The sequence below is a fragment of the Allomuricauda sp. d1 genome, from assembly GCF_039592695.1.
Classification (GTDB): Bacteria; Bacteroidota; Bacteroidia; order Flavobacteriales; family Flavobacteriaceae; genus Flagellimonas_A.
The window spans coordinates 80,198-102,189 of sequence record NZ_JBBUTK010000002.1 but is presented as its reverse complement, the minus strand read 5'-3'; the positions used below and the strand labels follow the sequence as shown (position 1 = coordinate 102,189).

Annotated in this window: 25 protein-coding genes; 11 read left to right on the top strand and 14 right to left on the bottom strand. The window is 42.7% G+C overall.

Annotated features, from left to right (window positions below; all coding sequences use genetic code 11):
* Position 1 precedes the first annotated feature (1 nt).
* Positions 2-2,560: a hypothetical protein gene (locus AAAH86_RS07440; protein WP_343486935.1), complete on the bottom strand. Its 2,559-nt coding sequence runs from the start codon at positions 2,558-2,560 to the stop codon at positions 2-4.
* 142 nt (positions 2,561-2,702) lie between these two features.
* Complete coding sequence (locus tag AAAH86_RS07435) at positions 2,703-3,716, bottom strand: helix-turn-helix domain-containing protein (protein WP_343486934.1); 1,014 nt, start codon at positions 3,714-3,716, stop codon at positions 2,703-2,705.
* Positions 3,717-3,899: 183 nt separating this feature from the next.
* Here AAAH86_RS07435 and AAAH86_RS07430 point away from each other — a divergent pair, with 183 nt between their 5' ends.
* From AAAH86_RS07430 to AAAH86_RS07415, 4 genes are read left to right on the top strand one after another with little or no spacing between them, the layout of a single operon-like run.
* Complete coding sequence (locus AAAH86_RS07430; protein WP_343486932.1) at positions 3,900-4,142, top strand: hypothetical protein; 243 nt, start codon at positions 3,900-3,902, stop codon at positions 4,140-4,142.
* A 3-nt stretch (positions 4,143-4,145) separates the two neighbouring features.
* A complete protein-coding gene (locus AAAH86_RS07425) occupies positions 4,146-4,472 on the top strand; it encodes a TfoX/Sxy family protein (protein ID WP_343486931.1) in 327 nt (108 codons plus the stop codon).
* A 6-nt stretch (positions 4,473-4,478) separates the two neighbouring features.
* Positions 4,479-5,138: a DUF2461 domain-containing protein gene (locus AAAH86_RS07420; RefSeq protein ID WP_343486930.1), complete on the top strand. Its 660-nt coding sequence runs from the start codon at positions 4,479-4,481 to the stop codon at positions 5,136-5,138.
* Positions 5,139-5,176: 38 nt separating this feature from the next.
* A complete protein-coding gene (locus AAAH86_RS07415; RefSeq protein ID WP_343486929.1) occupies positions 5,177-5,551 on the top strand; it encodes a nuclear transport factor 2 family protein in 375 nt (124 codons plus the stop codon).
* A gap of 80 nt (positions 5,552-5,631) precedes the next feature.
* On the opposite strand, the gene AAAH86_RS07410 is transcribed toward AAAH86_RS07415, so the two are convergent.
* Positions 5,632-6,327 (bottom strand): ABC transporter ATP-binding protein, encoded by a 696-nt coding sequence (locus AAAH86_RS07410; protein WP_343486928.1) that lies wholly within the window; start codon positions 6,325-6,327, stop codon positions 5,632-5,634.
* Between the two features lie 92 nt (positions 6,328-6,419).
* Complete coding sequence (locus tag AAAH86_RS07405) at positions 6,420-7,889, bottom strand: DUF5687 family protein (RefSeq protein ID WP_343486927.1); 1,470 nt, start codon at positions 7,887-7,889, stop codon at positions 6,420-6,422.
* 188 nt (positions 7,890-8,077) lie between these two features.
* Here AAAH86_RS07405 and AAAH86_RS07400 point away from each other — a divergent pair, with 188 nt between their 5' ends.
* The gene (locus AAAH86_RS07400; protein ID WP_343486926.1) at positions 8,078-9,127 is read left to right on the top strand and encodes a ferredoxin--NADP reductase; all 1,050 of its coding nucleotides are present in this window, start codon (positions 8,078-8,080) and stop codon (positions 9,125-9,127) included.
* Positions 9,128-9,153: 26 nt separating this feature from the next.
* Here the strand turns inward: AAAH86_RS07400 and AAAH86_RS07395 are convergent, their stop codons facing one another.
* Both AAAH86_RS07395 and AAAH86_RS07390 read right to left on the bottom strand, forming a co-directional pair.
* A complete protein-coding gene (locus tag AAAH86_RS07395; RefSeq protein ID WP_343486925.1) occupies positions 9,154-9,516 on the bottom strand; it encodes a hypothetical protein in 363 nt (120 codons plus the stop codon).
* Positions 9,517-9,637: 121 nt separating this feature from the next.
* Positions 9,638-10,420 (bottom strand): patatin-like phospholipase family protein, encoded by a 783-nt coding sequence (locus AAAH86_RS07390; RefSeq protein WP_343486924.1) that lies wholly within the window; start codon positions 10,418-10,420, stop codon positions 9,638-9,640.
* A gap of 414 nt (positions 10,421-10,834) precedes the next feature.
* Between AAAH86_RS07390 and AAAH86_RS07385 the strand changes: the two genes are divergently transcribed.
* The 4 genes from AAAH86_RS07385 (at position 10,835) to arsM (ending at position 14,084) form a co-directional block, all read left to right on the top strand.
* Positions 10,835-11,533, top strand: coding sequence for a DUF2064 domain-containing protein (locus tag AAAH86_RS07385; RefSeq protein ID WP_343486923.1), 699 nt, complete (start codon positions 10,835-10,837; stop codon positions 11,531-11,533).
* A 72-nt stretch (positions 11,534-11,605) separates the two neighbouring features.
* Positions 11,606-11,941 carry an arsenosugar biosynthesis-associated peroxidase-like protein gene (locus tag AAAH86_RS07380; RefSeq protein ID WP_136564998.1) on the top strand — a complete coding sequence of 112 codons (336 nt, stop codon included), beginning with the start codon at positions 11,606-11,608 and terminating at the stop codon, positions 11,939-11,941.
* A 62-nt stretch (positions 11,942-12,003) separates the two neighbouring features.
* On the top strand, positions 12,004-13,059 hold the full coding sequence (gene arsS, locus AAAH86_RS07375) for an arsenosugar biosynthesis radical SAM (seleno)protein ArsS (protein WP_343486922.1): 1,056 nt from the start codon (positions 12,004-12,006) through the stop codon (positions 13,057-13,059).
* A 56-nt stretch (positions 13,060-13,115) separates the two neighbouring features.
* A complete protein-coding gene (gene arsM, locus AAAH86_RS07370) occupies positions 13,116-14,084 on the top strand; it encodes an arsenosugar biosynthesis arsenite methyltransferase ArsM (RefSeq protein WP_343486921.1) in 969 nt (322 codons plus the stop codon).
* 80 nt (positions 14,085-14,164) lie between these two features.
* Here arsM and AAAH86_RS07365 read toward each other — a convergent pair whose 3' ends face one another.
* From AAAH86_RS07365 to AAAH86_RS07350, 4 genes are read right to left on the bottom strand one after another with little or no spacing between them, the layout of a single operon-like run.
* The gene (locus AAAH86_RS07365) at positions 14,165-14,473 is read right to left on the bottom strand and encodes a hypothetical protein (RefSeq protein ID WP_343486920.1); all 309 of its coding nucleotides are present in this window, start codon (positions 14,471-14,473) and stop codon (positions 14,165-14,167) included.
* Between the two features lie 2 nt (positions 14,474-14,475).
* Positions 14,476-14,670, bottom strand: a complete 195-nt coding sequence (locus AAAH86_RS07360) for a hypothetical protein (RefSeq protein WP_343486919.1) — start codon at positions 14,668-14,670, stop codon at positions 14,476-14,478.
* A gap of 11 nt (positions 14,671-14,681) precedes the next feature.
* Positions 14,682-16,286 carry an FAD-binding protein gene (locus AAAH86_RS07355; protein WP_343486918.1) on the bottom strand — a complete coding sequence of 535 codons (1,605 nt, stop codon included), beginning with the start codon at positions 16,284-16,286 and terminating at the stop codon, positions 14,682-14,684.
* A gap of 6 nt (positions 16,287-16,292) precedes the next feature.
* Positions 16,293-16,649: a hypothetical protein gene (locus AAAH86_RS07350; RefSeq protein ID WP_343486917.1), complete on the bottom strand. Its 357-nt coding sequence runs from the start codon at positions 16,647-16,649 to the stop codon at positions 16,293-16,295.
* Positions 16,650-17,144: 495 nt separating this feature from the next.
* Here AAAH86_RS07350 and AAAH86_RS07345 point away from each other — a divergent pair, with 495 nt between their 5' ends.
* On the top strand, positions 17,145-17,765 hold the full coding sequence (locus AAAH86_RS07345; protein WP_343486916.1) for a TetR/AcrR family transcriptional regulator: 621 nt from the start codon (positions 17,145-17,147) through the stop codon (positions 17,763-17,765).
* Here the strand turns inward: AAAH86_RS07345 and AAAH86_RS07340 are convergent.
* Genes AAAH86_RS07340 through AAAH86_RS07330 form a run of 3 tightly spaced genes read right to left on the bottom strand, consistent with a single transcriptional unit; the run spans position 17,759 to position 20,374 of the window.
* Positions 17,759-18,817, bottom strand: coding sequence for a glycosyltransferase family 9 protein (locus AAAH86_RS07340; RefSeq protein WP_343486915.1), 1,059 nt, complete (start codon positions 18,815-18,817; stop codon positions 17,759-17,761). The genes AAAH86_RS07345 and AAAH86_RS07340 overlap by 7 nt on opposite strands.
* Positions 18,801-19,403, bottom strand: a complete 603-nt coding sequence (locus AAAH86_RS07335) for a DUF4254 domain-containing protein (protein ID WP_343486914.1) — start codon at positions 19,401-19,403, stop codon at positions 18,801-18,803. The genes AAAH86_RS07340 and AAAH86_RS07335 overlap by 17 nt, the downstream gene beginning before the upstream one ends.
* Before the next feature lie 35 nt (positions 19,404-19,438).
* The gene (locus tag AAAH86_RS07330) at positions 19,439-20,374 is read right to left on the bottom strand and encodes a DUF6427 family protein (RefSeq protein WP_343486913.1); all 936 of its coding nucleotides are present in this window, start codon (positions 20,372-20,374) and stop codon (positions 19,439-19,441) included.
* 39 nt (positions 20,375-20,413) lie between these two features.
* Between AAAH86_RS07330 and AAAH86_RS07325 the strand changes: the two genes are divergently transcribed.
* Entirely contained in the window at positions 20,414-20,635 is a 222-nt protein-coding gene (locus AAAH86_RS07325) for a uracil phosphoribosyltransferase (protein WP_343486912.1), read from the top strand.
* 50 nt (positions 20,636-20,685) lie between these two features.
* On the opposite strand, the gene purD is transcribed toward AAAH86_RS07325, so the two are convergent.
* Positions 20,686-21,957, bottom strand: coding sequence for a phosphoribosylamine--glycine ligase (gene purD, locus AAAH86_RS07320; RefSeq protein WP_343486911.1), 1,272 nt, complete (start codon positions 21,955-21,957; stop codon positions 20,686-20,688).
* Positions 21,958-21,992: the final 35 nt, after the last annotated feature.

Below are 21,992 nucleotides of genomic sequence, written 5' to 3'. Positions count from 1 at the left end.
TCTATGGTTTTGGGGTTAACTGCAGATTCTTGTAATCTGCTAAATTTTTATGGACTTGGATTATTTTATAGTTGGAAGATAAAATTACGAAATTCTCTTCGTTGATTCGATAGTCGCGGTTGTTTTTTAACAGCTCAACATAGCCCTCGGCAAAGTCTTTTGAACGAAAGCCGTGAACCACCACGAATTGATCTTCCAGATTGTAAATGTCTTTTGAAACGATGTTCTTGTAATTCAGGTCTTTAATGGATTCTTCCAGCCGTTCTTTCAGCTTCAGTGCTTCTTCGTTATCCTTGATTTTGAAGGGATAGACCACCTTCCAATTGCCGATACCCGATGCGCCGGTTTCAGAAGAAAATTCTTTCTGCTCTAACTTTGGCAACTGTTCGGCCACCATCTGCTCCGCTTTTTTGCCTTCGGGATTGTTCGGATACGTCAACGCCACATAATTCAAAGCCTCCTTGAATGGCTCAAAACCTTGGAGCCTGCCGATTGCATTCGCTTTCAACATTTCAAACTTCGGAACGATAGGGTCGCCCGTAAACCTGTTGATGTATTCTTGCGATTTTGTGATCACCTCTAAAAACCGTTGGTCTTCAAATTGTCTGTAGAGGGATGCATACATGGCATCGGGGCTGTCTGTATCACCTTCCAATACGGCTTGCGGATTCAACAAAACCTCGGCATAGCGTGAGTCAGGATGGTTTCTGATGATGTCTTGCTTCATCTGGTCGGCCAAGACCACACTGGCACTTTCTTCATAAATCTTGAAAAGATTGTATTTGGAGGGAAGTACCAACCGCTCTTCAGGATTTGATTTTAAAACCGCCTCCAGCTTTCCGGCGGCCAACAAATTTTCCTTGAACTTTTCTTTGTAGATGATGCCCAGTTGGTAGTTGGCGAAATTGCGCTCGGTGTGAAGGCTATCGATGACCTTTTCGTCGGTCGGAATCCTATCCAAATAAAAATTCAGGTCGTATTTCTGCTCTTCAGGAATGGCATCGGGGTCTGTGCCATCGGCCAAGACCTGCTCGCCCGTGGCTTCAGAAATGGCAGTTCGTGCCTTGTTGCTCCATCGCCAATCATCTTCGAGCTCACGGTCGCCCCAACGGGTCTTGAAATCATTTTTACCATACCCAAGGCTCTGTATGTTGTAGAAGTAAAATTTTCCCTTGTTCTCTTTGCCCCCTTGGGTCTCTGCAAAAGCGGCAAAGCCGGCGGTGGTGCGTTCTTCTTCTTTTTTAGCGGCTTCCTCATCCTTGCGCCTCAACTCAGCGATGTAATCCTCAAAATAGGCCTTTCGTTCATCCTCTGGCATTTGATAGATGGTGATGACACTATCGGCATACTGCACGATGTCTTCGTATTTGATGACATCCTCCAAATTGTCCAATTTCTTTTTGATGCTTCGGTACAACTTCGTGTTTTCCTCCAAATTGGTCAGCGTACTATCATAGTAAGCACCGGAAGTTTTGTACTCATTTTCATCAAAATGATAGTCCGCCAAATTTTGGTAGTTCTTGGCGTTCAATTTTCGCTCACCTTGATTGGCACGCAGTGATTTGTTGTAATAGACCAAGGCCAGACTGTCTGAATCCGTAGCCAAATGAAATTGTGCCACCTCGCGGTAAATCTTTCCCAAAAAAGGGCGGTTTTCACGGTTTTCTTCCAGCTCGGTCAAGTATTCCAACAAAAACTCTTGGTTCTCTAGATTGATTTCAGTGTTCTGTATCTTTTTCAGGTGCGCATTGATCATGTACACCCTCGGCGACTTTCGGTTCAAGGCAATCACCTTGTCAAAGGCATAATTGGCACTGTCTTTAAAGCCCAACTGGTTGTAGAGTTGCCCGATGATAAAAAGGTAGCGGCCCCGTTCCTCGTTCTTTTTAGTATAGGCCTGGGCGATTTTCAGTCTTTGAATGGCGGTATCAGGTGCGTTCAGGTTGATATAGCTCTGCGCCAGCACCGCATTGGCATCGGCATACTCTTGGTCTTTGAGTTCTTCTTGGAGCAACAACCGCTTGAGGTTTTTGATGGCCAGTTCAGGATTGTCCAAACGCATGTTGGTCTTTTCACGCCAGATAGCAGCCTCGTTCAGTTTGTCGCTGGTCACATATTTTCTGCGGATGTAGTTAAAAGCTTCGAGTGCGGGAATGTAACGTTGGTCAAAATAACGCGCCTTGCCCAATAATAAAAAGGCTTCATCGGTCTGTGGATTCCGCTCTTCATCCTTGATGTCCATACTGTGCTTCTGGATGGCCTTGGTCGCCTTTTCTTCGGCGATGATAAAGTTGGGATTGTTGTCTTCGGAGTCAAGTTTGATTTCTTCGGTGACCTCCAGTCGCTCAACGGGAAGCACCTCCCAAAAATCATCACGGTACGAATTGTTGAGTTCCTCGCGCCCCTGTTCAAAAGCGATGTTACCATTGTACAAGGTATTGTACTTGGTGTTCAGGGCATGCCAGTTACGGTTGATAAAGGCATCCTTTTTGGTGGAGCAACTCCAAAAAAGGGTACTGGTAATAATCCCTAGAAATAAAAAACGAAAATGAAGCTTCAACGTATTAATCTTTCCTACCCAATCATAACTCAAAAAGAAACAGATTATTATTGGGCTGGTCGACAAAATGCAGGGTTTTGAAAATGCGCTTTCAATTCACGAGACCTGACAGGTTTCTAAAACTTGTCAGGTCTAAAGAGCGTCACCATGCAGTCGGCCGTTCAAAATTTGCCCTGCTACGATTGTATTTTGTCTTGTACGCGACAGGTGACAGTCCCGCATATTTTTTAAATACCGTTCGAAACGCTTTTTCATCGGCATAACCCACTTGGTACATCACCTCGTTGACATTGTGTTGGGTGCTTTCAAAACTCCGTTTGGCGGCTTCGATTTTCACCCGTTGAATGTATTGCAATGGGGTATTTTGGGTCGCTTTTTTGAAGCGGCGCACAAAATTTCGACGGCTTATGGCAAAGCGTTCCGCAAGGCGTTCGACCGATATTTTTTCGGTGATGTTTCCTTCGATATAATGCTGTGCCTGACGAATGGCTTCGTCTTCGTGGTCTTTTTGGCCTTGAAAAATGGCGAACTGGTTTTGGTCAACGCGGTCAATCTCTATTTCAAAAAACTTGGAAATATAGACCGCCGCTGCACGGCCACAATATTTTTCAACCAAATGTAACATCAAGTTCAAAAAAGAGTAGGCACCACCGCTCGTATAGATGCCATCTTCTTCGGTCACCACTTTGTTGGAAACCAAATGGACATCTGGATACAATTGCCGAAAAATATCCATTGCGGCCCAATGGGTGGCGCATTGTTTTCCATCGACCAAGCCCGTTTGGGCCAAAATGAAAGCCCCTATACACATACTGGCGACCTCGGCACCATGGACAGTACGTTGTTGCAAAATCCATGGAATCAAGGGTTGGTTCTGCTGTAAATCCTCCACTAAATTATCAGGGCGTAGCGCGGGAATCATAATCAAATCAGTCTTTTTTATTTCTCCCAGAACATTATCACAATGTATGCTGAAAGCCCCGTTGTATTGCGAACTATCACGATCAATACCCCCCAACTTTATTTCAAAAAAATCATTGTCACGGGCTCCCGATTGTATCAGAAACTGGTTGGCGGCCTTTAAAACTTTTAAAGGCCCCACGATACTACTCAAAATCAAGTCGCCTTTCGGCACCAAAATACTGACGTGTTTCATCTTTACATTTTTAACGAATTAAAGATACTTCTTGCAAATGGCACAATCAACCCTTAAAAGTGGCGGATTTGGCCTTTTACGTCGGACAAGCGCTTTTGTAGCTTTGGAAGAATGGAACTCGAGGCCTTTTTATCCATAAAAACTATATTTTGCTTACAGTATCCTAAGGTAACCGAGGGTAAAATGATGAGCTCGCCTGCGATTCATTACAATGGCAAGGTGTTCGCCTTTTTCTCAACAAAGCAGAAAATGGTGTTCAAGTTTGGAAAGGATTATCCATTAGAGACTTTGAGCGTAGAACTACAAGAATTCAGTCCGTTCAAAACAAAAAGACCACTTTCGGGTTGGTATGAAGCTTCTTTTACAAACAAAAAAGATTGGGAAACGCTTGCCGAGCTATCCCTCAAATTGGCAAAACAAAATTAAAATATGGGGCAAAAGGGTGCTAAAATAACAACAGCTTCAGTGCTAATGGCCGAGCTTATTCTGGAAAAGTTGAGTGAAATGGAAAACATCACCTCTAAAAAAATGTTCGGGGGCCATGGCATTTTTCACCAAGGAAAGATGTTTGGTATGGTCGATTCAAAAGGAAAGGCTTTTTTAAAGTCAGATGGGGTCACTCATAGCTTTTTTGAAGACAAGGGCTGTCAAAAACATTCAAAAATGCCCTATTACTCCATTCCCAAAGATGTGCTCAATGATGCTGAAACATTGATGGAGTGGGCCAGAAAATCCATTGAAATCTCAAAAAAGTGACGTATCATGATTTCAAAAGCTTTTACCGACTTTTTTAAGGAATTGGCCAAGAACAACCACAAAGAGTGGTTCCATGCCAACAAAAAACGATATGAAAACGATGTGAAAGCCCCATTTTTAAGTCTGTTGAATGAAATACTTCTAAAATTGACAGCATGGGACGACCGCATACTACCTGACCCTAAAAAAGCCTTGTTCCGTATCAATCGTGATATTCGATTTTCAAAAGACAAATCACCTTACAATACCATCATGAAAGCAGGCTTTTCACCAGGAGGGAAAAAATCAGAGCTTCCGGGTTACTATTTGGGCATTGATGCCGAACATGTGCATGTGGGTGGTGGCCTTTTTATGGTACGTCCCCCAGAATTGAAAAAGGTGAGGCAACACATTGCCAAAAATCCGGATGCATTGACAAAATTGGTGCATAACAATGCTTTTAAAAATGCTTTCGGACAGTTAAAAGGTGAAAGGTCAAAACGGTTGGACAAAGAATTTTTAGAAGCCGCTGAACAAACCGACCTTATCTATCACAAGCAATTCTATGGGTTTGCTGAATTCCCCCTGTCCAATTTTTATGAATCGGATCGTCTTGTTGATGAAATCATGGCACATTTTGAAACCATAAAACCCCTCAATGCCTATTTGGGCAAAGCACTTGAATGAACCAGAGTCTATTTATTAATCATAAAACAATAAAAAAAATGACAACTAAAGAAGTAGCAGACAAATTAGTGACCCTATGCCGAGAAGGCAATTACCAAGAGGCCTATGGGCTTTATGCCGATGATGCCGTAAGTGTGGAAATGCCAGGCGTGCCCAATGAAAAAACCGAGGGAATCGAGAACATTTTAAAGGGATTTGAACAGTGGGCCAGCTCTATTGTAGAGAGCCATGGCGGTTCGGTCGGTGAACCTGTCATTACCGGAAACCATTTTGTAGTGCCCATGACCAGCGATGTCACATTTAAGGAAATTGGCAGGTGCAAGATGGAAGAGCTGTGTGTCTACGAAGTAGAAAACGGTAAAATCAAAAGAGCGACTTTTTTCTATGACCCCTCATTTATGATGGCTTCGTAGCATAAAAAAGACGCTTTTTATCCTCTGAAAGACACCCTATCAATAGACAAGACCTGCAAGGTTTCAAAGACCCTGCAGGTCTAGCCTGCGAAAAAAGTTTCCAGCTCCCTGAGTGTTTCTTTTGAGGTTTTGATATCCCTGACCATTTCACCCTTGTTCAAGACCACGATGCGTTCACAGACTTCAGTAACATGCATCAGGTCATGGCTGGAGACCAAAACGGTCACCCCGTCTTTTGCGGCCAATTCTTTGATAATGGCCTTCAGACGAATTTGGGTCGTGGGATCCAAGTTGGCAAAAGGTTCATCCAGTACCACTACTTCTGGATTGCCGATAAAACTGGCCACGATGCCTGCTTTCTTTTGGTTTCCTTTGGATAGGTCGCGCAGGTATTTCTTCTGGCCTAAAATCTCGCCATGAAAGAAATCTTCAAATTGGGACAGCAGCGCATCAACATCGGCTTTGTTCCTACCGCGAAGTTCACCGATAAAATAAAAATATTCTTCTGGGGTCAAATACCCAATCAAAAAGGTTTCGTCGATAAAGGAAGAGGTAAATGGTTTCCATGCCTCGCTTTGATCTACCCTGACATCATGGTTGATGATATGGCCCGTGGTGGGTTTTATCAAATCAAGCAACAAGCTGAACAGCGTGGTTTTTCCCGCGCCGTTGTTACCGACCAAGCCAAAGCTTTGCCCTTTCGGAATTTCTAAATGGTCAATATTCAGCACGGTCTGTGCACCGTATTTTTTAGTGAGATTTTCTGCTACGATCATAATTATAAAAGTTCAAATTCAAGTATCAAGCTCAAACTCGAATATGCTAAAGGAAAAACATTTGGCATCCAGCTTCGAGCATTGAGCAACCGTCATCCATTTTTCTCTTTAAACCCTGCGATCATGCGATATTTTTTGGTGCGGTATTGCCGGGTGATGATTTCCATAAATCGGTTTCGGAAGGCAAAGCCCACAATTCCCATAATTGAAAGCACTGCAATAGCGGCCTCAAAGGAAACCAAATAGTATAGCAACGCAAACACTACGATGGGGAGTCCCAAAACGGGCAATATGATTAAAAACTGCGTGGCACTGGTGCCCTGCATATTGCCAAACGGACTTTGATCCAACTCAATGCGTTTTTTGTTGAACGAGCCGAAGTACAGAATGACCGGAATGTTCACTCCCAAATTATAAATCGCACAAGCCGTGTTGATCAACAGTACATCGGTGCCAAAATACACATAGGGAATGGTCAAAAAGAACATGACCACAACACTGACCATGATCAACAGTGCCTTCGACTCCAAATATTTTCTGAGCGGAATGTTCTGTGCCATCATCATTTGGTAGTACGAACTGTCCCAAGCGGGAATGAACTGCCCGAAGTTGCTCAAAAAGATTCCCGTCATAAAAATGCCCAAAAAGCAGTGCATGACCTTCATCTCGGCATAAATCTCTTGGGTGTAGAAAATCAATCCGTAGAAAACGAACAACAGTGAGATCCATACCTGCGATTTGGTGCGTTTGTTGCGCCAGATCATTTTCAGGTCGAGTTGTAGAAAGGCTCCAAGCTCGCCGAAACGTTTCGTCCATGCCAAATCTGAAGTCTTTGCGGTTTTGGTCTTACCCTTCAAAGCTCCTTCGAGTGAAATATGGTTGTTGAGAAAACCATAGTTGATGCGATAGGCCAAAAACGCCAATGCAATGGGAATGAACACGGTTATCGGATACGCATACAAGCCATGAAAAATAGGGCCAAAAACGTCTTTTATAGAGAAGACGCCAAAATAGTCCAAAGCATACAGGCCTGCAATCAAAGTGCCTATGACAACAAGTACCCTGTCATTTTTGTTGATCAAGAAATTCACATAGTTGATGCACAACACCAATGCAAAGATGGAAACCAACCATACCAACACGTTCAATGTTGGATACCCTTTAAACATCAGCACGACTGCAAATGGGATAAAGAAAAACAAGGCCAAGAGGTTGTAAAATGACACTGCTGAACGGCCCAAAATATAGTGGGCAATCGATGATTTTTTGATATTTGAAATCAATAGTGGCTTAATGTCCATCACCGGCAATTTCTGCATAAAATAGCGGAAAAAGAGCTCGATCAATACCCAGTACACAAAATAGCGGCTGAGCATCCACATAGGGTTTTCATCGGGAAAGATTTCTCTTAGTATGAAATACATTCCCGCACCTGTCATCAGAAGCGTGGCCAAAAGATAAATACTGAAAAAGCCCATCAAGACCTTGACGGCGACACTTTTACCAAAGGAAGAGGACCTAAAAAACGATTTCCATTGCAGCCAAATGAAACGCTTGAACATGGTTGGAAAATTATGATTGGTAAGTATCGAAAATAACCGTTTTGTTACAGAAAAAAGGCTTTTTCTAGAAGTAAATTACCTTGGGGCAAACCTATCTGCCAACAAGACATTTAATCGAACTATGTTTTAGATTTCGAAAATCGAATAAAATTTTCTGAATCATTAGCTTTGCACCCAAAATTTAAGCTATGGGCGATTTTTATGCGCTAAAAGTAGATGAAATCAAAAGGCTGACACCCAATTCAGTTTCCATTTCGTTTGAAGTACCCAATGATTTAAAAGAAATATTTTCTTTTAAGGCAGGTCAATATATCACCATAAAACATGGGATTGAAGGGCAAGAGTTGAGACGGTCTTATTCCATCTCAACACCGCCTTCCTCAAAAAAAATCACGGTTGGTGTCAAAAAAATGCCAAACGGTACATTTTCAAAATATGCCAATGAATCCATTCAAGAAGGCGATGTGCTACAGGTCATGCCCCCTGAAGGCCGATTTGTATTTGAACCCAATTCGGCCGCTAAAAACATCATTGCCTTTGCTGCCGGCAGCGGCATCACCCCCATCATGAGCATTGCCCATACCGTTCTCGAAAGCCATTCAGAGAATACTTTTGTACTGGTATTCGGCAATCAAAGTTTGGAAGAAACCATGTACCGCCAAGAGCTGATTGAGTTATCCAAAAAATATAATGGTCGGTTTTTTTTACAGTCCATCTATAGCAGACAGACCGAAGAAAATGCATTGTTTGGACGCATTGAGACCTCAACCGTGAACTTCATCCTCAAAAACAAGTTCAAAGACACTTCATTTGATGCTTTTTACCTCTGTGGCCCCGAGGCCATGATTGATGCCGTAAAAACCACATTGCTACAAAACGATGTTGCCGAAGATAAAATCCACTTTGAACTCTTTACCGCAACGGATACCGAAGATACATTGGCAGAAACCCTTGATGGAAAAACAAAAGTGAGCGTGATGGTCGACGATGAGACCTTTGAGTTGACGATGGATAAAAAAGAAATCGTGCTCGACGCCGTTTTAAAGGCCAATATTGATGCCCCCTATTCATGTCAGGGCGGTGTCTGCAGCAGTTGTATCGCCAGGGTGACCGAAGGAAAGGTCGAGATGGTCAAAAACCAGATATTGACCGATGGCGAGGTTGAAGAAGGACTGGTACTTACCTGCCAATCGCACCCTTTGACCCCAAGCTTGAAAATTGATTATGATGATGTTTGAACTTTGCCCCCGCAGAATGCCAAGCTTTAGAGTGTTTCAAGCTTTTCAACCAGTCGTGTCAGCTCCTTTTTGACCTGACTTACACCAATGGCCCCACCTGAAACACCAGATGTAGCTTTGATCAACGAAAGCTTGGCATCACCCTTGCCATTGAACTCAATATGTGTTCTGAATTTGAAGTATTTGTAAAAAGCTCCCAATAAAAGCCGAAGTGTGCGGTCACCTTTTTCATAGACCCCATTGCCTTTATCTCCTTCTACCAATCTGTACGCTTCTGATACAAAGAAATTGTCCACATCGGCTTCAAATGTGTCTTGGTCGGTTTGTGAATAATAAAAGGTCGTGGTCTTTGTGTTGCTATCGAATTCTTTTTTGACAAATGAAGGCATATCAAGTATTTGATTTTTTGTTTATCGATGAAAAGTAGTAACGCTAAAATATAGCGGTCAAGTATCTGTAAAATCACTGAAAACAGTGATTTTACATTTTTGTATTCAAATTACCCTTATACTATACGCTTAAAGCTTTTTCCAACGCAAAACTTGCAGCATCATAACCGATTGTAAAGGCTTTGTCGATGCCCTTTTTGTCAAAAACACCGATTTGTGATAATTCTTGGGGTTCAATCATCATGTTGCATTCGCCAATTTTTTCCCTGCATGAAGCATAGATCATCAGCCCTGTGATTCGGCCTGCGAGTTGCAACGAGTTTCTTAAATCCTTTTTTTGAAGTCGCTCGGTAATCGAGACATTGCTTCCTATCACAAAATCGCATTCATTTTCAACATATTCCTTGGGAAAATTGTTCATAATGCCACCATCGGCATAAAGAACACCGTCAATCTCTATCGGGCTAAAAAAAGGGGTCAAAGCAGCTGAAGCAAGAATTGGTCGAATCAGTTCTCCTTTCTGAAATACTTTTTCTTGGCCGTTCATAAGATCTGTGGCCACTACAAACAACGGAATATTGAGTGTAGAAAAATCATCTTTGTCAAAATATTTTTTTAAAATCGGGATATAACGTTCAATGTCTATCAATCCAGGTTTGCCCAGAGCAAAAAAGCTGTATTGAAACACTGGGGTGTCCCTAAAAAATTGCAGCATTTCTTCAATCGAGTTGCCTTTGGCACATAAAGCACCCACCAAGGCTCCGACACTACTACCGGCGATACAGTTGACCGCAATATCATGCTCTCGCAGTGCCTTGATGAGACCGATATGGGCCATTCCACGTACTCCGCCACCGGAAAGGACCAACCCAATTGATTTTGATTCTTGTAGTGACTTTTGCATGCTTAAAATTAACGCTTCCGCAAGAAAACGTCCTGAAAATTAAGGTTACCAAATATTAAATTGCCAAACCGATTGGTCTGTACCGTCATCTTTTGAGCTATACGATTTATAAATCGGTGCATTTTGTCGATTATCATACAGCCGTTATCCATAAAATCACTATAATATTGAGATAGCCAATACCACAAAACAAACCGGTAGGTCGGTTTGGCTCGATATCGGGATTTATATAATTCGATGCTTCTGTCGAAATTTAATTTTGTTGTTCCTGCAAATGTATTATGGGCTTGCGCCTGGAATAGTTTACTGAAAACGCCATTTGTTAAAGTTTGCTTCCTTTTGATAAGAAAATTGAAGGATTACGACCAAACCCATTGTACATTTTTGTCGTAAGTTTACCAGACCATCAAGTTCATGCAACACGATTCAACCCAAAAAACAGCAATACTTTTTTTTGCAAACTCTGCAGAAGAAGAATCACGGCACAAATGCATACGCAAGGGCGACTCCCTATTTTCGCTCCTCACCCGACTGACCATAAAAGAAATTAAAAACGTAGGGCTTCCCTATTTTCATTATTCAGAACAACATCAGGTCGGCAGTAGCTTTGGTGACCGTTTTGCAAATGCGATACAATCCATTTTTGATAAAGGATTTGAGAATATCATTACGGTGGGCAATGACACTCCACAATTAAACTCCAGCCATTTAAACGATGCCCTAAACGCACTGGCGAAAGGAAAGAACGTACTCGGCCCCTCTACAGATGGTGGATTCTACCTTATGGGGCTTCAAAGGCAAAGCTTTGAAAAGGCGGCTTTTAGAGCACTCCCTTGGCAGACCCATCGTCTCTATGAAGCGACGAAGGATTATTTAGGTGAGACGGATAAAATCAAACAACTAGCGTTTTTAATTGATATCGACTCTACTGCAGATATAAGAATACTTCTCAGAAAGAACGCCAAGTCGCTTTCAAAAACACTGCAAAAACTTTTTCAAAGCATCCTCAAAAGAACAGAATCACTTCTTAAAGAGCATACATCGCCCGTCTTGGATGACAACTTCTATACATTGCCCCATCTGACCAGGGGGTCTCCACGGTTTACTGTCTGATTTTCCACAAACTTTATTTTTCATCCTGATATATACCAATTGGTACATATAATCAATTTTAAATTATTTCACATGGCAAATTCATATTACGACCCAGCGGATTTAAGAAAATTCGGAAATATCACCGAGTGGAGCGAAGAACTCGGAAACAAATTCTTTGACTACTATGGGAAAGTCTTTGAAGAGGGTGCGCTTAGCGCTAGGGAAAAATCATTGATTGCCCTTGCCGTTGCACATGTTGTAAAATGCCCATATTGTATCGATGCCTACACCAAAGATGGGCTACAACGCGGCATCACCAAAGAAGAGATGATGGAAGCGGTGCACGCCGGGGCGGCTATTGAAAGCGGTGCGACACTGGTACACGGGGTACAGATGATGAACAAGTACAATAAATTGTCAATGTAGGTTTCATGTTTCAAGCAATTGGAACTAGAAACCTGAAACAAAAAAAACCAGAAACTAAAAAAATGGCCACAAAATCGTTGAAGGCAAGACAAAACGAGCTTGTCACCGAAAATAAACAGTTGGAAATTCTCAATGGGGGGATTTTTGCCGATGGTGAGCTCCCCTATTTTAAGGATAAAATCGCCAACATCGGAAAGTTTCCCCTACGCCCAAAAAAATTGGAGATACTCCAAATCAATGTGGGCTATATGTGCAACCAAGTCTGTGAACATTGCCACGTGGATGCCGGACCAGATCGTAAGGAAATCATGACACGTGAAACCATGGAGCTTTGTTTAGAGGTCATTCGAAATACAGGTGCGCATACGCTAGATCTAACCGGGGGAGCACCTGAGATGAATCCTGATTTTCGTTGGTTTGTTGAAGAGGCCGCCAAAGCGGGCATTCAAGACTTTATTGTACGGTCGAATCTGACCATTATCAGGGCGAACAAGAAGTATTATGACTTGCCCGACTTCTTTAAAAAGCACAATGTGCACGTCATTTCCTCGATGCCGCACTATACCCGGGGCAAAACGGACAAACAACGTGGCGACGGGGTCTTTGACAAATCCATTAAAGCATTGCAAGAGTTGAATGCCAGAGGCTATGGCATGCCGGGAAGCGATTTGCGATTGGATTTGGTCTATAATCCCTCAGGAGCTTATTTGCCAGGTGACCAAGCGGCCATGGAAAGGGATTTCAAAAAAGCTTTGGATGAGGATTTCGGTATTCAGTTCCACAATCTGTTTGCCATCACGAACCTGCCCATCGCCCGCTTTTTGGATTACCTCATCGCCTCAGAGAACTATGAGGATTACATGTACGCCTTGGTCGATGCCTATAATCCCGCTGCCGTTGAAAATGTGATGTGTACCAACACCATCTCAGTGAGTTGGGATGGTTGGCTCTACGATTGCGATTTCAACCAGATGCTCGATTTAAAGGTGGCAAGCAAGGTGAAGCACATCAAGGATTACAATGAGGATATCCTCAACGATAGAAACATCATTATTTCGCAACATTGCTATGGCTGCACCGCTGGAGCGGGAAGTAGCTGTCAGGGCACCGTTGCATGAACCTAAGACCTTGAAGGTTTTTGAAACCTTCAAGGTTTAAAACTAATTTATTTTTTATGAGCTATTTAGAAGCCACTGTAGATGTATACAAAGAAGCGGCATTGACCCCAGATGTGGGATTGTGCTGTACCACCAACCCAATATGGGAGCTGCCGGGTCTGAAAATCCCGAAAATCATGCAAGAGATGAACTATGGCTGTGGCAGTACCGTGCATGCCAGGGATCTTTCCAACAACCCGAAAATGCTCTATGTGGGTGTCGGCGGGGGCATGGAGTTGTTACAATTTTCCTATTTCAACCGTCAAAAAGGAGGTGTTATCGGGGTCGATGTGGTCGATGAGATGTTGGAAGCCAGTCGCAACAACTTTAAAATTGCCGAAGAAGAGAACGACTGGTTCAAATCAGAATTCGTAGAACTCAAAAAGGGAGATGCCCTGAATCTACCGGTTGAGGACAACAGCATCGACGTTGCCGCACAAAACTGCCTGTTCAATATTTTCAAGGAGGAGGACCTCAAACGAGCAATTGAAGAAATGTACCGGGTGTTGAAGCCCCATGGCCGATTGGTGATGAGCGACCCCACTTGTGAGCAAGAAATGAACGACACGCTTCGCAACGATGACCGATTGCGGGCCTTATGTTTGAGTGGAAGCCTTCCTATCAAAGACTATGTAAAAGCATTGACCGATGTTGGTTTTGGCACCATTGAAATCCGTGCGAGAAAACCCTATCGCATTTTGGACCCAAAAAATTATACGACCGACGAGTTGATTTATATCGAATCCATCGAAGTGGCGGCCATTAAAGACCCAATGCCCGAGGACGGACCTTGTGTTTTCACTGGCAAAGCGGCCATTTATTACGGTGATGACGATTATTTTAATGACAACAAAGGGCATGTTCTATTGAAGAACCAACCTTTGGCGGTCTGTGACAAAACTGCGGGTGCATTGGCCTCATTGGGCAGGGATGATATCTTTATCAGTGAATCGACCTACCACTACGATGGTGGCGGGTGTTGCTAACCGGTAATTTCAACATTTAATAAGCAGTCATTCGACAAATTCGTCTATTTCCCTTTTTGGGAATGGGCCTATTTAAGATGCTATTGGCCACCTGTCTTGCTTGTTGTACCAGAATTATATTTTTCCTTGAAGTAAAAACCGATAATAAAGCCCAAGGGGCCCGAAAGAATCGATGAAACGGTGGTCAGTAGGTCTTTGTAGTCTTCGACCGCAAAGCCCTCGGTCGTGTACCCGATGATCATCGTCACGAAAATCACGCAAAAGAAGAGGATTACGAACACAAAGGCCAAGGCCCCTCGGTTCTTTTCGCGTTTTTCATCCACTGTTGATTTTTCAACCACCACTTTGTGTATACGCTCACCCAAATTTGTAAGTATGTTACCTTCCATGGCTATGATTTTTTCTGGATTTTATAACTGGGATACTCTTGTTCCAACTCCTTTTTCAAACTTTTTTCGATTTCATCGACCTCGGCCTCGGTCGGTGTTTTCAAATCTTTGTTGAGGGCGATGATCCGTTCCAAGATTCGTTTGGTCAGCCGTAGCTCATACTCCAATTCCACTCTTGATTTTCCATTCTGAATCATAATCTTCGTTTTTATAACAGTGAATCAATAAGGTTAGGCGGAATGTTCGTTTCTTTTTTGTCCAAACCTGTCTTTTTCAAAAACTCGTTAGCGAACAGTTTTTGCATATCATCGGCCAACAGTGCACTTCTATAGGTACGCCATGTTTTGGCATCTTGCCCATACATGTGATCAACAAGGCCTGCAAAACCCCAATCCGCATTTTTGCCCCAGTGGATGGTAAACGGAATGTTGTTTGCCTTGAGCACTTCAATCATGCGCTTGCCGAACTTTGTCAAGCTTTGCAGCTGGCTGGTTTCATTCCACAGCACTCCATCGATTTCAACCATGCAAGTGATTGGAAAGCGGGCAAAAGATAACGTTGCCGCTGATTTTTTGATAAAGCGCATAGCGAAAATACCCGGTACGGGGCCTTCATCGACGGTCAGTTTGGCCAATAGCTGCAATGCTTTTCGTGAATCTTTATGATCGACCCCGAATGAAAGGGCGAAAGCAGGGCCTTGGTATGGCGCATCCCAAAAAGTTTCGGCCAAGGTACCCGTGGTTTCTTCATTGACATCGGGCAAGATTGAATTTTCCAATGCCCCGATGAACAAGGGTATCGTGGTTGGAAAGTTGGAGCCAATCTTTATCGCCAAATTTATCAGGTCGCGATATACCGAGGTTTTGATAACAGGAAACGGATCGGGATAACTTTGCCTAAAGGGTTTTTTGTACATGCACTCAACCACATATTTGTTGTCATCCTTATATTGATTAACAAACACCTTATAATGATAGGGTGTCTTGCCCTTACCATTGGAATCGGTTTCCCCCTGTATCTTAAAGCTTGAATTTTTAAAATCCATTGTTTCGGCCAGTTGAAGGGCCACGTTCTTGTCAATCTTTCGAACATAACGTTTCAACAAAAACATATTCTGGGCCTCGATGACCACACCATGAATAAAGCCAAAAGAGCCCAACCCGACCAATGCAGCATTGAAAAGGTCATCGTTTCGTATGACCCTTGACCTCAACTTTTGTACAAAAACATCGTTCAGGGCAGGTTTGGTATGGCGTTCGAGATAGACAATATCACCCGGATTAGGGCCGATAATCAGATTGATGCCCACCACGTAGTCTTGTACCGAACCCACGTTGATTGCCGAGCCGTGCACCCCGGTAGAAATGCATCCGGCAATGGTCTGTCCATTACTGGCCCCAGATGTTTTCAATGACTTGCCGTGACTTGCAAGTTTTTGTGAGACCTCTTTGACGTTGTTACCACATTGAAACATGTACAGATTTGAGGCATCATAGCCTGATAGTGCATGCAGGTCTTGATCCTTGAACGAAAAATAGGTGTTCATGTGGGCGTTGTAGTGCATCCGGTCTTTTTGATGTGCAATTTTTGACATTGACCAAGCTGAGCCGTACGCTCTAAATCCCTCGTTTTGGTTTTTGGCCTCGGTTATGAGCCTCTGAATTTCTTGGGCGGCATCATTATACCGGTCAATTTCATTGGGAAGTGCCACTGATGCTTCCAGCTTGGTCTTGTACAAAAACTTGAGCGGGAAAGGTCCATTGGCGTGCAGTGTATCCCAGTTGTTCAAACTCAATTTGGTTGTTCTTGCCATGATCTTTCAGCTTTTTATACACACGTATTTAATCTTTACCTTGCGCTTTCTGCCAAAGGTCACGGCACTCAAGAGCACTGCTCCCAAGGTGCTTCGATATTCCACGGTGTGCAATTCACCCGTCGGACATTTATCGGTGGTTTTGATGAGCAGTGTAAAATCTTTGGTGGTTGCCCCAATGGTAATGACGGTATCCAATTCAATGACCTCCATATCTCGATAATAATCATCCCTGACTATCGGTGCAGTGGAATTATAGATTCCATCAACACTGCGCAACCTCACCGAGTAGCACGATTGAAACAATAGCAAAAAGATGAGCAGAGCCATCACCATGGGTATGATATATTTAAACTTGTACATCGCTTTGGTTTTAATAAAAGGGGGGATCTAAGGAGGGGGAATCTTATACTTACAAGATACGTTAAGAACAAATGTGAGAAAGATTATTTTGTATATACTGTAGGATATTTTTTATAAATTGTCGAAAAGCCTCTATTATATATATCGATAAGAGGCACTTTAAACCGACCACGTGGTCGGTTTTGTATTTTGAAAATCAGCTGTTTGTGGGCAAAATTGCCTTTCAGCGAAAATTTTCTGGCTTACGTCCATCGATTTTCACACAAACTGGTTTTTGCGGGTTCTTTGTAACAGACTTAACGGTCTGTGAGCCTGTTCATCAATTTTACGGTTAGAATTTTTATCAAACCATTTTTGATGCAGTATGAGGCAAAATTTTTAAGGCATAGTCGTAGCTACGTTTTAAAATTTTAACGAAATAATGCGTAAAAAGAGGTATAAAAAAATAATCGGCAGATTGTTGAACAGGCTCTGAACCCCAAAAACCCAAATCTTATGGAAAAGAACCGAAAACGCATGGAGACCATGCACCGAATGCGTGCCAAAGGCCTTGAACTGTTCTATCAAAAAGGGTATCACGCCACAAGTATTGATGATATTTTGAAAGAACTTTCGCTTTCTAAAGGTGCTTTTTACCACCATTTTAAATCAAAGGATGATTTTTTTATCAGTATCATACAGAACATCATCATGCAAAAGGTGTATGCCCTTTTGGTTGCGCCATTGACCCAAGATAAAAGTCCGATTCCGTCAATTATCGACACCATTGACAATGCCTTGAAAACCGCCGAACACAATGGTATGGACTGTGGCTTTATTCTGGCCAATTTCTTGAACGAGTTCAATAAGGGCGACAACGAGATCATTCAATACCTGAGGGATATTCTCAAAGTCTGGGAAATCAATCTCATTTCTTTGCTTAAAAAGGGAAGGACAGATGGCCATATCAGCTGGTCTGTCAACTGTGAGGAAGCCGCCACCTATATCATCGCTTCCTATATGGGTATTCGCACGATGATGGTGGGCAACAATGCCAAAATCATGAAATATCAGTACATGCAGCAGTTGAAGGCCTATTTATATGCCATGGAGCAGCGAGAAGAACGTGCCTATTGATTTTTATGCTCTAAAACCTGTTTGATTTTGGATAGGATTTCATGTTCAGAGATGGTTTCCATCACATTTTCATAGCCTTTGGGCACTTTATTGCCATAAATAGAGGTTGGAATCAAGGGATATTTCTCTTTGTCGGAAAGTAGGGCATTATCCATCGGCTGCCCATAGGGATAAAACCCTGCATACGGATGGGTCACTCCCCACAAAGTAATTGCCGGAACGCCATAATTAGCGGCCAAATGGCCATTGGCACTGTCCATCGAGACCATCAAATCAAGGTTTGAAATAAGTTCCAATTCCTCTGAAAACGAAAGTCGCCCTGTGATATTAACAATAGTATCGTGATTTGATGCCAAGGCATCCAACTGCTCTTTTTCTGTTGCTCCCCCGCCAAAAAAAAACATTTTATACCGTTCGGTCTTTAAGAGGTCAGCAACTATATTCTCCATTTTTTTGATGGGATACATTTTGCCCGAATGTGCCGCAAAGGGCGCAATGCCAATCCATTTTAAAGTATTGTTTCCAGTGATTGAAAGAATCTTATCAGACAAGGGCAATCTTTCCAACACATCGTCATGGGTCAATTCTACAGGGTAGCCCAGTTTGCTAAACACCTCCGCATAGCGTTGGTGCGTGCTCTTGAGCTGTTTGAATACTTTTCCTTTGTTACTGGTGAGTGCTTTCTTTTCGGCCCTGCCTTTATCAATTTGTACGACCTTGAATCCGCTGAGATTAAAAAAACTCTTTAAAATAGCACTGCGCAGTACATTGTGAAGATCAGCCACGGCATCGATATGTAGCGATTTCAATGATTTGTAAAGCTTCCACAACCCGAAAACTCCTTTGTGGTCCCCATCCAGTCGAGCCTCATAAAAATCGATGTTATCGATGCCCTTAAAAAGAGGGTTGTGAAATCCCCGTGAAACCACTGTAATCCTTAGCTGTGGATATTTTTTGGTGACCGCCAACAACACTGGTACGGTCATCGCCACATCGCCCAAAGCTGAAAAGCGAATTACCAACAGATGGCCATATTCAGCCTTTTTGGCCACGCAATACTGGATTTAATTCATCGTCATTGTACATTTTCATCTGTTTGTAGACTTTCATGTACTTGTCGCCGCTTTCAATATCTTTCAAAAGCTGATTGATCGCGGAGGAAAGGTCTTTTTTCTGCTCAAGCAAGACGTTCAATTTTTTCTGGCATGCGGCCCTGTGCGCTGCCGAGGCATCATCACGCTCTACTTCTTCTTGCATGTGATAGATTTTCAATGCCAAAATGGATAAGCGGTCTATGGCCCACGCCGGACTCTCCGTATTTATAGTGGCAGAATCCTTTGGTTGTACCGATTGGTATTTCTGAAGAAAATAACTGTCAATATATTCCACCAAATCGGTTCTATCTTGATTGCTTGCATCAATTTTGCGTTTTAGCTTCAGTGCTGCTTCGGGGTCAATATCGGGGTCGCGTATAATATCCTCATAATGCCATTGTACGGTATCGATCCAGTTTTTTCGATATAACAGTTGTTCTACTCCTTTTTCATAGGGATTTATGAATTCTTGGTGGACATCATCTTTGATATGGTAGTTATTGATGCTTTCCTCAAAAATTTCAAAAGCTTTTTTGCTGAACATTGTGGCTGTTTTTAGCAAAGATATTGCTTTGATGGCTATACCAAGAATTCAAATAGGGCCAATACCATGCCCACCACTAAAAATGCGGCCAAAATTGATTCTTTAAAGCGCGCCTTTTTGATGGTCTGTACATAGTTAGACAGAAAAATGGCTGCCGGTATAAATGCCAATATGAGATATGAACCTTCAGAAGTGTCTAAAAGGTTGACCATTAGGGCAATTGTAAAGTACAACAGCATAAAACGAAAGAGTATAATCTTGCCGCCCCCTTTTTTACTGTATTTGACAAAGTCAATCACCCCAAAGATGATGACCAGAAGAATATATGCCAAAACTTTAAAATCCAGCTTTTCTGTGAACTTCAGGCGCAATCTTTGAAAGTCTATTTTGAACCTGTAATGTTCGACAACGTAACCGCCATCATCAATCAACAACAAAATGAAGTAAGCCAACAGCATAAAGGTGAGAATGCCAGCTACGGCTGACAACCAGGTCTTGAAGGATTTTGGGGCGTATGTATTGACCGTAAAAAAGACAAGTATAAAAAAAAGCAATGCCCAAGCACAAAATAAAGAAGCGATACAAATGAACAAAGCCCCATCGAATACCTTGTGCTTTATATTTTTTAGATTTTTAGCATCGAGCAAACGCTGTATGGCGAGCAACAAAAAAAACTGGGCCCAAATGCCCTTTGGGTTTGCTAAGGTCTGTGGAAAAAGTAAACATTGCAGCGTAATAAAGAGCAAAAAATAAGCACTTTGATCGGTCATCTTTCCTCTTTTGGCCATCACATCCGCCAGATAAATGGTCATAAGCAGAATACCGGCGTGCAAAAGATTGGGTAGAACGTAGCTCACCGAAACAATATCGCTTACGGTCAAAAGTTGTACCACCCAAAAGAAAATGAATATGAACCCCAAAAGAATGATGTAGTGTATGGGCTGTGTTTTGCCAAAAAAGCTTGAAATCATCCTCGGATTTACTATTTTTGTCTCATAAATATAGACAAGATGAGCTCATTTTTTTACGGTATCGAAGACTTATTTGTCAATTACCTGTTCTGGCCGTTTGATTTTTTCCGCTTCATGCAAAGCTGGTGGTCTTCGAACGCCATCAATTGGATTTTCATGATTGCCGGTTTCGTTGCAATGCTCTACTGGATGCAACAGCTCAAATTGTTCAACGACCGGGGCGAAGAAGACAAAAGCATTACCTCACATTCTTATTTATAAGCCTCCTCCAACCCCTCCTAAGGAGGGAAAATCCATAGTGCTGGTTTAAATCACAAATCAAAGCCAATATCTTTTCGGTAATACATGCCCTCAAAATTGATTTTTTGGATGTTTTGGTAGGAAGTGTCAAGTGCTTCCCTGAAATCATCTCCGTAGGAAGTAATCGCGATAACACGACCGCCATTGGTCACGATGTTGCCATTTTCTTCTTTGGTGCCCGCATGAAAAATGATGGAATCTTTTACCGCTTCAAGACCCGTGATTTCTTTTCCTTTCTCATAGGCTCCAGGATACCCTCCGGAAACGGCCATTACGGTCACTGCTGAACGCGCATCAATTTCCAACGCCACTTCACACAATCGTTTCTCAGCCACAGCCTGTAAGACCTCAACCAAATCATTCTTTATTCTGGGGATGACCACCTCGGTCTCGGGATCGCCCATACGAACATTGTACTCGATGACCTTGGGTTCGCCGTCGACCTTTATCAGTCCGATAAAAATGAATCCCTGATAGGGTATGTTGTCTTTTTTGAGTCCTTCAACCGTCGGTCTGACAATGGTCTCCTCTATTTTTTTCAAAAAGGTTTCGTCAACAAATGGAACGGGTGAAATGGCGCCCATGCCCCCGGTATTCAACCCAGTATCCCCCTCACCGATGCGCTTGTAGTCTTTTGCTGTGGGAAGGACTTTATAATCCTCACCATCCGTCAACACAAAACAACTCAGTTCGATACCTTCTAAAAACTCCTCTATGACCACAGTGCTGCTCGCAGTGCCAAATTTTGAATCGATCAACATCGACTTCAATTCTTTTTTAGCTTGGTTTAGACCCTCTAAAATCAAGACCCCTTTACCCGCTGCCAATCCATCGGCCTTGAGTACGTAGGGTGGTTTTAACGATTCAAGAAATTTAAGCCCTTTCTCAAGGTCATCTGCGGTGAAACTCTGATACGCCGCTGTGGGAATGTTGTGCCGTTTCATAAAGGCTTTCGCAAATGCCTTACTGCCTTCTAAAGTGGCCCCCAATTTTTGCGGCCCTATCACCGGAACTTGTTTTAAGTCAGCATCCCCAAGAAAAAAATCATGTATTCCGTTTACCAAAGGGTCTTCGGGCCCCACGACCACGATATTGACATTCTCGCCAAGCACCAATTTTTTAATAGCCTCAAAATCGTTGACGCCCAAATTGACATTTTTGGCAAATTCAGCAGTACCCGCATTGCCCGGTGCCACAAAAAGATTGTTGATCTTATCGCTTTGTGCAATTTTCCAAGCCAAAGTATGTTCACGGCCCCCTGAGCCCAAAACCAAAATGTTCATTTATCGCATTTTGGGCAAAAATAGGTTTTGAAATT